The 12,954-nt window shown below is 63.2% G+C and carries 10 protein-coding genes; 3 read left to right on the forward strand and 7 right to left on the reverse strand.

Going from position 1 to position 12,954, the window contains the following annotated elements:
- Positions 1 to 101 precede the first annotated feature (101 nt).
- A complete protein-coding gene (gene prfA, locus DT070_RS10595) occupies positions 102 to 1,223 on the reverse strand; it encodes a peptide chain release factor 1 (protein WP_122955365.1) in 1,122 nt (373 codons plus the stop codon).
- A 106-nt stretch (positions 1,224 to 1,329) separates the two neighbouring features.
- Positions 1,330 to 2,619 carry a glutamyl-tRNA reductase gene (hemA, locus tag DT070_RS10600; protein WP_122955366.1) on the reverse strand — a complete coding sequence of 430 codons (1,290 nt, stop codon included), beginning with the start codon at positions 2,617 to 2,619 and terminating at the stop codon, positions 1,330 to 1,332.
- 124 nt (positions 2,620 to 2,743) lie between these two features.
- On the opposite strand from hemA, the gene DT070_RS10605 reads away from it, so the two are divergent.
- Positions 2,744 to 3,034: a hypothetical protein gene (locus DT070_RS10605; RefSeq protein WP_122955367.1), complete on the forward strand. Its 291-nt coding sequence runs from the start codon at positions 2,744 to 2,746 to the stop codon at positions 3,032 to 3,034.
- Positions 3,035 to 3,038: 4 nt separating this feature from the next.
- Here the strand turns inward: DT070_RS10605 and ugpQ are convergent, their stop codons facing one another.
- From ugpQ to ugpB, 5 genes are all read right to left on the reverse strand, one after another.
- A complete protein-coding gene (ugpQ, locus tag DT070_RS10610; protein ID WP_122955368.1) occupies positions 3,039 to 3,791 on the reverse strand; it encodes a glycerophosphodiester phosphodiesterase in 753 nt (250 codons plus the stop codon).
- Positions 3,792 to 3,824: 33 nt separating this feature from the next.
- Complete coding sequence (locus DT070_RS10615; protein WP_122955369.1) at positions 3,825 to 4,844, reverse strand: sn-glycerol-3-phosphate import ATP-binding protein UgpC; 1,020 nt, start codon at positions 4,842 to 4,844, stop codon at positions 3,825 to 3,827.
- A gap of 108 nt (positions 4,845 to 4,952) precedes the next feature.
- Complete coding sequence (gene ugpE, locus DT070_RS10620; protein ID WP_092129095.1) at positions 4,953 to 5,804, reverse strand: sn-glycerol-3-phosphate ABC transporter permease UgpE; 852 nt, start codon at positions 5,802 to 5,804, stop codon at positions 4,953 to 4,955.
- 36 nt (positions 5,805 to 5,840) lie between these two features.
- A complete protein-coding gene (gene ugpA / locus DT070_RS10625; protein ID WP_122955370.1) occupies positions 5,841 to 6,722 on the reverse strand; it encodes a sn-glycerol-3-phosphate ABC transporter permease UgpA in 882 nt (293 codons plus the stop codon).
- Between the two features lie 144 nt (positions 6,723 to 6,866).
- Entirely contained in the window at positions 6,867 to 8,180 is a 1,314-nt protein-coding gene (gene ugpB, locus DT070_RS10630) for a sn-glycerol-3-phosphate ABC transporter substrate-binding protein UgpB (RefSeq protein WP_122955371.1), read from the reverse strand.
- Between the two features lie 234 nt (positions 8,181 to 8,414).
- Between ugpB and DT070_RS10635 the strand changes: the two genes are divergently transcribed.
- Positions 8,415 to 12,347 (forward strand): DUF3683 domain-containing protein, encoded by a 3,933-nt coding sequence (locus DT070_RS10635; RefSeq protein WP_194965931.1) that lies wholly within the window; start codon positions 8,415 to 8,417, stop codon positions 12,345 to 12,347.
- Between the two features lie 101 nt (positions 12,348 to 12,448).
- Positions 12,449 to 12,862 carry a gamma-butyrobetaine hydroxylase-like domain-containing protein gene (locus tag DT070_RS10640; RefSeq protein ID WP_122955372.1) on the forward strand — a complete coding sequence of 138 codons (414 nt, stop codon included), beginning with the start codon at positions 12,449 to 12,451 and terminating at the stop codon, positions 12,860 to 12,862.
- Positions 12,863 to 12,954: the final 92 nt, after the last annotated feature.

A 12,954-nucleotide genomic window follows, 5' to 3' on the forward strand; every position in this document is an offset into this window, starting at 1 on the left:
GATGTCATTGCTATCAAAAGAATAGCTGTAACCCAAGACGGTATATAGGCTGGAGGCCGATTTGGCATATAAAAACCGGGAAGGAATCATGGGGCGAAACCTCAAAGCCCGCTGTTCGCGGTTTCCAGTTCGGCCAGCAATTCGGCCCCGCGCGCCACTTGCAGCGCGGTGACGACATCGCCCATGTCGCCTTCCATGATGGCCAGCAGCTTGTACAGCGTCAGGTTGATGCGGTGATCGGTCAGGCGGCCTTGCGGGAAGTTGTAGGTGCGGATGCGGTCGCTGCGGTCGCCGCTGCCGATCAGGCCCTTGCGCATGGCGGCGTCTTTGGCGGCGCGCTCGGAGCGGTCTTTTTCGTGGATGCGCGCGGTCAGCACCTTGAGCGCCTGCGCCTTGTTGCTGTGCTGGCTGCGGCCTTCCTGGCATTCGGCGACGATGCCCGTCGGCAAGTGCGTGATGCGCACGGCCGAATCGGTCTTGTTGATATGCTGGCCGCCGGCGCCGCTGGCGCGGTAGGTATCGATGCGCAGGTCGGCCGGGTTGATCTGGATGGCCACGGCCTCATCAGGCTCGGGCAGCACGGCCACGGTGCAGGCGCTGGTGTGGATACGGCCCTGCGTTTCGGTCGCCGGCACGCGCTGCACGCGGTGGCCGCCTGACTCAAACCGCAGCTTGCCGTAAACGCCCACGCCCATCACGTCCAGCGGCCCGTCGATGCGCAGCACCACTTCCTTGAAGCCGCCCAGCTCGCTTGGCGACTCGCTGATGATCTCCACCTGCCAGCGGTTGCGCTCGGCAAAACGGGTGTACATGCGGCACAGGTCGCCGGCAAACAGCGCCGACTCGTCACCGCCCGTGCCCGCGCGGATTTCGATAAAAGCCGCCCGGGCGTCGTCCGGGTCCTTGGGAATCAGCATCAGCTGCAGGGCTTCGTCGATCTGCGCGATATCGGCTTTGGCCGCGGCGATCTCTTCTTCGGCCATCGCCGTCATTTCAGGGTCGTTTTTGGCCTCTGCCAGCATGCCCTCGGCGCCGGCCAGGTCGGCCTCGCGGGTGGTGAGGCGCATGTACTGCTCGGCGATCACGCTGGCTTCGGCGTGCTCACGCGTCAGGGTGCGAAAGCGGTTCAGGTCGCTCACCACGTCGCTGGCGGACAGCAGCGCATCCAGCTCGTGCAGGCGCAGAAGCTGGCGGTCCAGGGTTTGGCGGAGAAAGGGTTTCATGACGATGGAAAAAGCAAAAGGGATTCAGGGCGACGACGGGCGGCGAGGGCGCTGCCAGACGTCAGCAGGTGTGGCGGCAGTCGCAGCCACGGCGCAGCGGCGGCCGCTAACGCTCTTTGTCGTCGGGCTGGACTTTGGGCAACTGGCCGCGCAGGAACAGCCGTGAGACGGCTTGCGCCGTGGCTTCGCGGCTGCTGGCATCGCCCGCATGCAATTCGGCCAAAGTGCCGTGCAGCATTTTCTGGGTCAGGCCGCGGGTCAGCGCGTCCAGCACGGTGTCGATGGGCTCGCCCCGGGCCAGCAGCTTTTTGGCGCGCACGATTTCGGCGGCGCGCCACTCGTCGGTCTGCGCATTGAGTTGCTGGATCAGCGGCACGCTGCGGCGTTGGCCCAGCCAGTGCATGAAGTTCTGCACGCCGGCGTCGATGATGACTTCGGCCTGCGCCACGGCGGCCTGGCGGCTGTCCTTGCCGGTCTGCACCACGTGGGCCAGGTCGTCGACGGTGTAGAGGTAGATATCGGGCAGGGCCTTGACTTCGGGCTCGATGTCACGCGGCACGGCCAGGTCGACCATGAACATCGGGCGATGCTTGCGCAGCTTCACGGCGCGCTCGACGGCGCCCAGGCCGATGATGGGCAGCGTGCTGGCGGTGCAGCTGATGACCGCGTCGAATTCATGCAGGCGGCTGGGCAGGTCGGCCAGGCGCATCACTTCGGCGCCAAAGCGGCCGGCCAGCTTTTCGCCGCGCTCCAGCGTGCGGTTGGCAATCGCCATGGCCTTGGGGTTTTTGGCGGCGAAGTGGGTGGCCGCCAGGTCGATCATTTCGCCCGCACCGACAAACAGCACCTTGATGTCGCTCAAATCTTCAAACAGCTGACCAGCCAGCCGCACGCTGGCCGCCGCCATGCTGATGCTGTGCGCGCCGATTTCGGTGCTGCTGCGCACTTCCTTGGCCACGGCAAAGGAGCGCTGAAAGAGTTGATGCAGGGTGGTGCCCATGGCGCCCGCATCTTCGGCGGCGCGCACGGCGTCTTTCATCTGGCCGAGGATTTGCGGCTCGCCCAGCACCATGGAATCCAGCCCGCTGGCCACCCGGAAGGCGTGGCGGGCGACCTGGTCGCCCTGCAGGGTGTAGGCATGCGAGCGCAGCAGGGCGGGCGAAACGCCGCCGCTGTGGGCCAGCCAGTCCAGCGTGTGGTCCAGGTCGGTTTTTTCGCCGGCGCAGTAGATCTCGGTGCGGTTGCAGGTGGAGAGCAGTGTGGCCTCAGGCTGGCGCGCCAGCGACGCGCGCAGGGCGCGCAAAGTGGGCTCGACCTGGTCCAGGGCGTAGGCGAACCGGCCGCGCAAATCGAGCGGTGCGGTGGTGTGGTTTAGCCCAAGGGCCCAGACTGACATCCTCCGATTATAAAATTGAAGCGGTCGGGCCGGTACAAAGCAGGCACAAAGGCCGGACAATCGCCCCGATAGCCATTTTTTCGGGCTTTTTGACCCCCGGCGACTTTCAACCACCCGCACGCGCATGACCTTCTACCTGCTGGCCAACCACCTGCTCAACCTTGTCCTGCCGGCTGCCGCCGTTGCGCTGCTGCTGGTATTGGCCACGCAGCTGATGGGCGGGGTTTTCAAGTCAAAAAGGCCTCTAGCCCATACGTGGTATGGGCAGGCAGCTATTGTTTTTGTAGCAAACGTGCTGGTGTTGGTGGCCGGGCTGGTGTTCTTCGGCCATGACGGGAAGATGCTGACCTATGCCGCGATGGTGGTTGGGGCGGCGCTGTGTCAGTGGGCGGTACTGGGCGCGTGGCGCGCCTGAAAGCCTAGTCGGGCTTGAAGACGTCCACCGCGTCCGTGATGATGCCGTCGGTGCCCAGCGCCAGCAGCCGCTGCACATTCGCCTCGTCATTCACCGTATAGCTCAGCAGCTTGAAGCTGGCTTTTTTGGCCTGGGCCACGGTGTCGGCATTCCAGAGCTTGTGGTTGCAGACGATGGCGACACAGCCCAAGCCTGTTGCCGTTGCCAGCCAGTTGGCGGGGAGTTGGTCCAGTAGCAGGCCGCGCGGCAACTGGGGCTGGGCGCGCCTGGCGGCCTCCAGCGACGGCGGCTGGAAGGATGTCAGCAGCGGCGGAACCGCCGTCCCTTGCCACAGCCGGGCCGCCTCATTGGCCACCACTGTGCCGGTACGAGCCTCGGCACCCGGCGTGGGCTTGATCTCGATGTTCAGGAAATAGCCCTTGTCCAGGCAAAAACGGGCAATGCGCTCAAAGCTGGCCAGGCCCTCCGCGGCAAACGCCGGCGAATGCCAGCCACCCGCGTCCAGCTTGGCGAGTGCGTCCCAGGTCAGCTCGCTGGCCACACCTTTGCCGTTGCTGGTGCGCTCCAGTGTCGCGTCGTGCAGCAAGAAGGGGATGCCGTCGGCGCTCAGCTTCACGTCGCACTCGAACATGCGGTAGCCGTGGCTGGCGCCCAGCATGAAGGAGGCGAGGGTGTTTTCAGGCGCCAGCTTGCCGGCGCCGCGGTGCGCCACCCAGCGCGGGTAGGGCCAATTGGCGGCGGATACGGGATTTGTCATGGGGTCAAGACCTATCGAGACGAAAGCCGAAAGCTAGATGCGTTTGCCCGTTTCCGCATCAAACCAGTGCAGGCGGTCCGTGCGCGGCTCCACGTGGATGGTTGCGCCGATTTCGGGGGCTGTCGACAGGCTTTCGTCGGTACGCACGATCAGAAACTCCTCGCCCATGCGGCAGTACAGCAGGCGCTCGGCGCCCAGCATTTCGATCGTGTCAACCTGCACCGCCCAGCCGGTGTGACCCACCGTCAGATGCTCGGGCCGTATGCCCAGAATGGCACCGGGTTTGCCGCCGAAGTCGGCATTCGGCGCCCGCTTGAGCAGATTCATGGGCGGCGAGCCCATAAAGCTCGCCACAAAGGTGGTGGCGGGCCGGTTGTAGACCTCTTCGGGTGTGCCGAACTGCTCCATGCGGCCGGCGTTCATCACCATCATGCGCTGGGCCAGCGTCATGGCTTCGACCTGATCATGCGTGACGAAGAGCGAGGTGATGCCGAGCTCGCGGTGCAGCTTCTGGATCTCCAGGCGCGTCTGCACGCGCAGCTTGGCGTCGAGGTTGGACAGCGGCTCGTCGAACAAAAACACCTGGGGCTGGCGCACGATGGCGCGGCCCATGGCCACGCGCTGGCGTTGGCCGCCCGAGAGCGCGCGCGGCTTGCGGTCCAGCAGGTGGCCCAGCTCCAGGATCTTGGCGGCCTTGTCGACGCGCGTCTTGATCTCGTCCTTGGGCACCTTGGCGATCTTCAGGCCGTAGGCCATGTTGTCGAACACGCTCATGTGCGGGTAAAGCGCGTAGTTCTGGAACACCATGGCGATGTCGCGCTCGGAAGGCTCCAGTTCATTGACGACTTTGCCGCCGATGGATATCTGCCCGTCGCTGACTTCTTCGAGCCCGGCCACCATGCGCAGCAGGGTGGACTTGCCGCAACCCGATGGCCCGACGATGACGATGAACTCGTGGTCGTTGATCTCGGCGTTCACGCCGTGCAGCACTTGCAGCACGTCCTTGCCGGAGCCGTAGCGTTTGATGACGTTGTTGAATTGGAGTGAAGCCATTGAGATTACCTGTGTTGGTTTTAATTCAAGCGGACGCCGCGGAACCGGCTTTGCCGGGCCGCTGGTGGCGCCCCCTGGGGGAGGCGCCGAAGGCGCTTCGGGGGAGGATCATTTCTCGGTATCGACCAGGCCCTTGACGAACCATTTCTGCATCAGCACCACCACCAGCGCGGGCGGCAGCATCGCCAAAATGGCGGTGGCCATGACCACGTTCCATTCGTTCTGGCCGTCGCCGCCGGCGATCATGCGTTTGATACCCACGACCACCGGGTACATGTCTTCACTCGTCGTGGCCAGCAGCGGCCAGAGGTACTGGTTCCAGCCGTAGATGAACTGGATCACGAAGAGCGCGGCGATGGAGGTTTTCGACAGCGGCAGCAGCACATCAAAGAAAAACCGCATCGGGCTGGCGCCGTCCATGCGTGAGGCTTCGGTGAGTTCGTCGGGCACCGTCAGGAAGAACTGGCGGAACAAAAAGGTCGCCGTCGCCGAGGCGATCAGCGGCACCGTCAGGCCCGCATAGGTGTTGAGCATGTTCAGGTCCGACAGCACCTTGTAGGTGGGCAGGATGCGCACCTCCACCGGCAGCATCAGCGTGATGAAGATGGCCCAGAAGCAGGTCTTCTTGAACGGGAAGCGGAAGTACACGATGGCGAAGGCCGACAGCAGCGAGATGGTGATCTTGCCGATGGCAATCACCATTGCCGTGACAAAGCTGACCCACATCATGTGCGCCACCGGGGCATTGGAGCCGGCCGCCGATTCGCGGCCGAACAGTGCCGCCTTGTAGCTGTCGATCATGTTGGTGCCCGGCAGCAAAGGCATGGGCGCCTGCACGATTTCCTGCGCCGTGTGGGTCGAGGCCACAAAGGCCAGGTAGAGGGGAAAGGCGACGATGAAGACGCCCAGGATCACGATCACATGGGCAAGGATGCCGTGGGTTCCGCGTTTTTCAACCATGGTGGACTCCCGTCGTGTTTTTTGTTGTCGTTTTCATCAGTATTGGACTTTCTTCTCGACGTAGCGGAACTGGATGACCGTGAGCGCCACCACGATCACCATCAGCACCACCGACTGCGCGGCCGAGCCGCCCAGGTCCATGGCCTTGAAGCCGTCGTAATACACCTTGTAGACCAGGATGGCCGTGTCCTTGCCCGGCCCGCCCTGCGTGGCGGCGTCGACGATGGCAAAGGTGTCGAAGAAGGCATAAACCACGTTGATGACCAGCAGGAAGAAGGTCGTGGGCGAGAGCAGCGGGAACTGGATGCTCCAGAAGCGGCGCCAGGGTTTGGCACCGTCAATCGCGGCGGCTTCAATCAGCGACTTGGGAATTGACTGCAGCCCTGCCAGGAAGAACAGGAAGTTGTACGAGATCTGCTTCCACACCGAAGCCATCACGATCAGCGTCATGGCGTGGCCCGAATCGAGCAAATGGTTCCAGTTGATGCCTATCTTGCCCAGCGCATAGGCGACCACGCCCAGTGAAGGCGAGAACATGAACACCCACAACACGGCCGCCACGGCGGGGGCCACGGCGTAGGGCAGCACCAGCATGGTCTTGTAGAACATGCCGCCGCGCACGATGCGGTCGGCAAAAACGGCCAGCACCAGCGACAGGCTGATGCCAATGCCGGCGACCATCACCGAGAAAAACGCGGTGGTCTTGAAAGACTCCACATAGCTCGGGTCGTCCAGCAATTGCCTGAAGTTGGCCAGCCCGACAAATTCGACGGAGGTGCCGAAAGGGTCTTGCTGCTGCAGCGACTGCAGCAGGGCCTGCGCCGCCGGCCAGAAGAAGAACACCAGAATGACCGCCATTTGCGGCAGCAGCAGCAGCCAGGGCAGCCAGCTGGATCGAAAGACAACGCGTTTTTCCATAGGGCCTTCGTTGGGCAAAATTCAGTGGCAGAAACGGGTGAGTGCTAAAACATAAAAACCCGCCGGGCCGTCCCCTTTGAGGGGGAGAGGGCGCAGCGGGCCGAGTTTAGCCCGCCGTGCGGGCCTGCTCTGTCTCGTGGGCGATCAGCCCTTGTTGGCTTTCTGGAAGCGCTCAAGCTGCTCGTTGCCGCGCTTGACGATGGACTCCAGCGCTTCCTTGGCGGTCTTCTTGCCGTTCCAGACCTGTTCGAGTTCTTCGTCCTCGATGGCGCGGATCTGCACGTAGTTGCCCAGGCGGATGCCGCGGCTCTTGTCGGTCACCTTGCGGATCATCTGCGTAACCGCGACGTCGGTGCCCGGGTTCTGTTTGTAGAAGCCGGATTTTTCGGTCAGGTCGTACGAAGCCATCGTCACAGGCAGGTAACCGGTGCGCTTGTGGCTGGCGGACTGCACTTCAGGGGTGGAGATGAAGCTGAAGAACTTGGCCACGCCCTTGTATTCAGCAGGCTTCTTGCCCGACATGACCCAGAGGCTGGCGCCGCCGATCACGGTGTTTTGCGGCGCGCCGGGCACGTCCTGGTAGTAAGGCAGCGGGGCCAGGCCGTAGGCGAACTTGGCATTCTTGGCCACGTTGCCGTAAAAGCCCGACGAGGTGTTGATCATGGCGCACTCGCCCGACACAAAGCTCGCTTCAGGCACGTTGCCGCGGCCCTTGTAGACAAAGAGGCCCTGTTTGGCCATGTTGGCCAGGTTCTCGATGTGGCGCACGTGCAGCGGCGAATCCACCTTCAGTCGCGCATCCATGCCCTGCAGGCCGTTGGCCTTGGTGGCGAACTCGACGTTGTGCCAGGCCGAGAAGCTCTCGACCTGCGTCCAGTTTTGCCAGGCCGTGGTGAAGGGGCACTTGTGGCCGGAGGCCTTCAGTTTGGCGGCGGCGTTGACGACTTCAGGCCAGGTGACGGGGGCCTTGTCGGTCGGCAGGCCGGCGGCCTTGAACGCGTCCTTGTTGAAATAGAAGATGGTGGTGGAACTGTTGAACGGGAAGCTCAGCATCTGGCCGTTCGGCGCGGTGTAGTAGCCGGCGACAGCGGGGATATAGGCCTTCGGGTCGAACTTTTCGCCCGCGTCCTGCATGATCTTGCCGACCGGGACGATGGCGCCCTTGCTGGCCTGCATCGTGGCGGTGCCCACTTCAAACACCTGCAGGATGTGCGGCGCATTGCCGGCGCGGAAGGCCGCGATGGAGGCGGTCATGGACTCGTCGTAGGTGCCCTTGAAAGTGGGGACGACCTTGTATTCCTTCTGGCTTTCGTTGAACTGCTTGGCCAGGTCGTTGACCCATTCGCCGTTGACGGCCGTCATGGAATGCCACCACTGGATCTCGGTCTGGGCCTGGCTGGCCAATGGCGCGCACAGGCCAAGGGCCGCAAAAGCGAACGCGGAAAGACGGTTTTTCATCAAAACTCCTGGGAATTGGACGTGCTCGTGGCGCGTCAAGTTAAACGGGACAGTCTAAAAACTGTTTGTGACAGGCCGATTTAATCGTTTTGCGGCACTGCCGACAAGCGGGATTTCCATAAGGGCACTTATGACCTGTTGCGGCACCTTGTGCCCCGGGCGCCCCAAATGGTGCGCTGCGGTAATATAGGGCAACAGCGCTGGACACAGGTCCGAAGCCGCTGGCTTTTCACGATGAACGCCCCTACTACACTTCAAGAACTCAACGTCTTTGCCGATGACGCCAAGACCGGCGAAGCCCGCATTCGCGAGATTCCGTACAACTACACCTCGTTTTCCGACCGTGAAGTCGTCATCCGCCTGCTCGGCGAGCGCGCCTGGGACCTGCTGAACCGCCTGCGCGACGAGCGCCGCACCGGCCGCTCCGCCCGCATGCTGTACGAAGTGCTGGGCGATGTCTGGGTCGTGCAGCGCAACCCCTATTTGCAGGACGACCTGCTGGACAACCCCAAGCGGCGCAAGCTGCTGGTCGATGCCTTGCAGCACCGCCTGACCGAGGTGGAAAAACGCCGCACGCCCGATGTGGACCCGCAGCGCGACGCCATCGTGGGCGAATTGCTGGACGCGGCCCGCGGCGCCGTCGCCCGCTTCTACACCTCCTTCAGCGAGATCTACGACCTGCGCCGCCTGACCGAGCGCAAGCTGCGCAAGCTCACGCTCAAAGACAACATCAAGTTCGACGGCCTTTCGCGCGTCTCGCATGTCACCGATGCGACCGACTGGCGTGTCGAGTACCCGTTTGTGGTGCTCACGCCCGACACTGAAGTCGAAATGGCCGGCCTGGTCAAGGCCTGTATCGAACTGGGCCTGACGATTGTTCCGCGCGGCGGCGGTACCGGTTACACCGGCGGGGCGATTCCGCTCACCTGGAAGTCGGCCGTCATCAACACCGAAAAGCTCGAAGCCATGACCGAGGTCGAAATGGTCTCGCTGCCGGGCGTTGAAAAGCCGGTGGCTACCGTGTGGACCGAGGCTGGTGTGGTCACCCAGCGTGTGGCCGACGCCGCCGAACGCGGCGGTTTTGTCTTCGCGGTTGATCCGACCTCTGCCGAAGCCTCCTGCATAGGCGGCAATATCGCGATGAACGCGGGCGGCAAGAAGGCCGTGCTATGGGGCACTGCGCTGGACAACCTCGCTTCATGGCGCATGGTCACCCCCGAGGCCCAGTGGCTGGAAGTCACGCGCGTGGGCCACAACCTCGGCAAGATCCACGACGCCGAGATGGCCAGCTTTGAGCTGCAGTACTTCGAAGCCGACGGCAAGACCCCCATCCGCACCGAGCGGCTGGACATTCCCGGCAAGACCTTCCGCAAGGAAGGCTTGGGCAAAGACGTCACCGACAAGTTCCTGAGCGGCCTGCCCGGCATCCAGAAAGAAGGCTGTGACGGCCTCATCACCAGCGCACGCTGGATCGTGCACCGCATGCCGGCGCACACCCGCACGGTCTGCCTGGAGTTCTTCGGCAACGCCAAGGACGCGGTGCCCAGCATCGTCGAGATCAAGGATTTCATGTTCGCCGAGCAAAAGCGCGGCGGCGCCATCCTGGCGGGTCTCGAGCACCTGGACGACCGCTACCTGAAGGCGGTCGGCTACGCGACCAAATCGAAAAAGCACGGCGGCCTGCCGAAGATGGTGCTGTTTGGCGACATTGCGGGCGACGACGCCGATGCCGTGGCGCGCGCCACGTCGGAAGTCGTGCGCATTGCCAACTCGCGCCACGGCGAAGGTTTTATTGCCATCAGCCCCGATGCCCGCAAGAAATTCTGGCTGGACCGCAAACGCACCGCGGCGATCTCCAAGCACACCAACGCCTTCAAGATCAATGAAGACGTGGTGATCCCTTTGCCCCGCATGGCCGAGTACACCGACGGCATCGAGCAGATCAATATCGAGCTCAGCCTGGCCAACAAGATTCGCCTGTGCGACGAGCTGGAGGCTTTTTTCCTCAAGGGCAACCTGCCGCTGGGCAAATCGGACGATGCCAACGACATTCCCTCGGCCGAGCTGCTGGAAGACCGCGTGGGCCAGGCGCTGGCGCTGATCGCTGAGGTGCGTACGCTCTGGTCCGGCTGGCTGGCCGGTGTGGCAACGCTGTTCCCGCAGCTGCAGGACCACTCGCTGCGCGCCAGCTGGAAAACCGATATCCGCGCCAAACTGCAGGCGATTTTTTCGGGCGGCGCGTTCTTGCCGATTCTTGAAGAATGCAATGCCATCCACAAGCGCGTGCTCAAGGGCCGCGTCTGGGCGGCGCTGCACATGCATGCCGGCGACGGTAATGTGCACACCAACCTGCCCGTCAACAGCGACGATTACGAGATGCTGCAGACCGCGCATGTGGCCGTGGCGCGCATCATGGTGCTGGCCCGCTCGCTGGACGGCGTGATCTCCGGCGAACACGGCATCGGCATCACCAAGCTCGAATTCCTGACCGACGAAGAGCTGCGGCCCTTCACCGAATACAAACAAAAGGTGGATCCGGAAGGGCGCTTCAACAAAGGCAAGTTGCTACGAAATCAGGAGCAACATGCTCATGAAGGACGTGGGCTGCAGGCCAAAAACACTGAAAAATCAGTTTTGCACGCCGACCTGACCAACGCCTACACACCCAGCTTCGGCCTGATGGGGCACGAGTCGCTGATCATGCAGCAGTCCGATATCGGCGCCATCGCCGACAGCGTGAAAGACTGCCTGCGATGCGGCAAGTGCAAACCGGTGTGCGCCACCCACGTGCCGCGCGCCAACCTGCTCTACAGCCCGCGCAACAAGATTCTTGCCACCTCGCTTCTGGTCGAAGCTTTCCTGTACGAGGAGCAAACCCGCCGCGGCGTGAGCATCAAGCACTGGGAAGAGTTCGAGGACGTGGCTGACCACTGCACGGTCTGCCACAAGTGCCTGACGCCTTGCCCGGTGGACATCGACTTCGGCGAAGTCTCGATGAACATGCGCAACCTGCTGCGCAAGATGGGGCAAAAGTCCTTCAGGCCCGGCAACGCCGCCGCCATGATTTTCCTGAACGCCACCAGCCCGCAGACCATCAAGTTCATGCGCGGCGCCATGGTGGACGTGGGCTTCAAGGCGCAGCGCCTGGCCAACGACCTGATGCGCCGGCTGGCGCGCAAGCAGACATCGCTGCCGCCGGCCACCGTCGGCAAGGCGCCCGTGAAAGAACAGGTGATCCACTTCATCAACAAGAAGATGCCGGGCGGCCTGCCCAAGAAGACCGCGCGCGCGCTGCTGGACATCGAGGACAAGGATTACGTTCCCATCATCCGCAACCCCAAGACCACCACGTCCGAGACCGAGGCCGTGTTTTATTTCCCCGGCTGCGGCTCCGAGCGCCTCTTCAGCCAGGTGGGGCTGGCGACGCAGGCCATGCTCTGGCACGCGGGCGTGCAGACCGTGCTGCCGCCGGGTTACCTGTGCTGCGGTTATCCGCAGCGCGGCAGCGGCCAGTTCGACAAGGCCGAAAAAATCATCACCGACAACCGGGTGCTGTTCCATCGCGTGGCCAACACGCTGAACTACCTGGACATCAAGACGGTGGTGGTCAGCTGCGGCACCTGCTACGACCAGCTGCAGGGCTACGAGTTCGACAAGATATTCCCGGGCTGCCGCATCATCGACATCCACGAATACCTGCTCGAAAAAGGCATCACCCTGCGCACCGACCAGCCCGGCGCGGGTTACCTCTATCACGACCCCTGCCACAGCCCGATGAAGCTGCAGGAGCCGATGAAGACCGTCAAGGCGCTGATGGGCGACAACGTGCTCAAGAACGACCGCTGCTGCGGCGAATCCGGCACCTTGGGCGTCACCCGGCCCGACATCTCCACGCAGATCCGCTTTCGCAAGGAAGAAGAACTGCGCAAGGGCGAGGCCGCCTTGCGGCAGGCCGGCGCCGTGGCCGAAAGCGGCAACGTCAAGATCCTCACCAGCTGCCCGAGCTGCCTTCAGGGGCTCTCGCGCTACGGCGACGACCTGAATAACGGCCTGCTGGAGGCGGACTACATCGTGGTGGAAATGGCCAACCAGATTCTCGGCAAGGAATGGCTGCCCACGTATGTCGAAGCGGCCAACCACGGCGGCATCGAACGGGTGCTGGTCTAGATCGGCCGTCGTTTCGATGTCAACGGGCTTATTGCCAAAATGCCGAACTCTCAAGAAGGCTTGACGCGTCCGGCCTTTTCTTTCCAGAAAGCAACAACCCCATGGCAGGCCTTCAACCCGGATCACCCACCCCCACTGCGCTGACGGTTCACAGCCAGTCGCGCGTTCTTGAAATCGCGTTTTCCGACGGCGCCGGGTTCCGGATTCCGTTTGAGCTGATGCGTGTCTATTCGCCCTCGGCAGAAGTGCAGGGCCACGGCCCGGGCCAGGAAATCCTGCAAACCGGCAAGCGCGAAGTGACCGTGGTCGAGCTGGAGCCCATTGGCAATTACGCAGTCAAGCCGGTGTTTTCCGACGGCCATGACACCGGGATCTTCTCGTGGGACTACCTCTACAAGCTGGGCGCCGACCAGGCCCAGCTCTGGGACGAGTACCAGCGGCGCCTGCAGGCGGCCGGTGTGGATCGCGATGCGGCGATGCCGGTAGCCGGCGGTCACGGCTGCTCAAGCCACTGATTCGGCGAGCGCGCGAAGTCCGCCGTCTCATCGCGCCGATGCGGCCAAAAGCCCGCATCGCCGCACTGTTGTTTTTCCAGCATAAAAGCGGG

The sequence above is a fragment of the Polaromonas sp. SP1 genome, from assembly GCF_003711205.1.
In the GTDB taxonomy this organism is placed as follows: Bacteria; Pseudomonadota; Gammaproteobacteria; order Burkholderiales; family Burkholderiaceae_C; genus Polaromonas.

Excerpts from the sequence above, each read along its gene's own strand:
- prfA (WP_122955365.1), bottom strand. The coding sequence starts at position 1,223 with ATGAAACCCTTTCTCCGCCAAACCCTGGACCGCCAGCTTCTGCGCCTG.
- hemA (WP_122955366.1), bottom strand. The coding sequence starts at position 2,619 with ATGTCAGTCTGGGCCCTTGGGCTAAACCACACCACCGCACCGCTCGAT.
- DT070_RS10605 (WP_122955367.1), top strand. The coding sequence starts at position 2,744 with ATGACCTTCTACCTGCTGGCCAACCACCTGCTCAACCTTGTCCTGCCG.
- ugpQ (WP_122955368.1), bottom strand. The coding sequence starts at position 3,791 with ATGACAAATCCCGTATCCGCCGCCAATTGGCCCTACCCGCGCTGGGTG.
- DT070_RS10615 (WP_122955369.1), bottom strand. The coding sequence starts at position 4,844 with ATGGCTTCACTCCAATTCAACAACGTCATCAAACGCTACGGCTCCGGC.
- ugpE (WP_092129095.1), bottom strand. The coding sequence starts at position 5,804 with ATGGTTGAAAAACGCGGAACCCACGGCATCCTTGCCCATGTGATCGTG.
- ugpA (WP_122955370.1), bottom strand. The coding sequence starts at position 6,722 with ATGGAAAAACGCGTTGTCTTTCGATCCAGCTGGCTGCCCTGGCTGCTG.
- ugpB (WP_122955371.1), bottom strand. The coding sequence starts at position 8,180 with ATGAAAAACCGTCTTTCCGCGTTCGCTTTTGCGGCCCTTGGCCTGTGC.
- DT070_RS10635 (WP_194965931.1), top strand. The coding sequence starts at position 8,415 with ATGAACGCCCCTACTACACTTCAAGAACTCAACGTCTTTGCCGATGAC.
- DT070_RS10640 (WP_122955372.1), top strand. The coding sequence starts at position 12,449 with ATGGCAGGCCTTCAACCCGGATCACCCACCCCCACTGCGCTGACGGTT.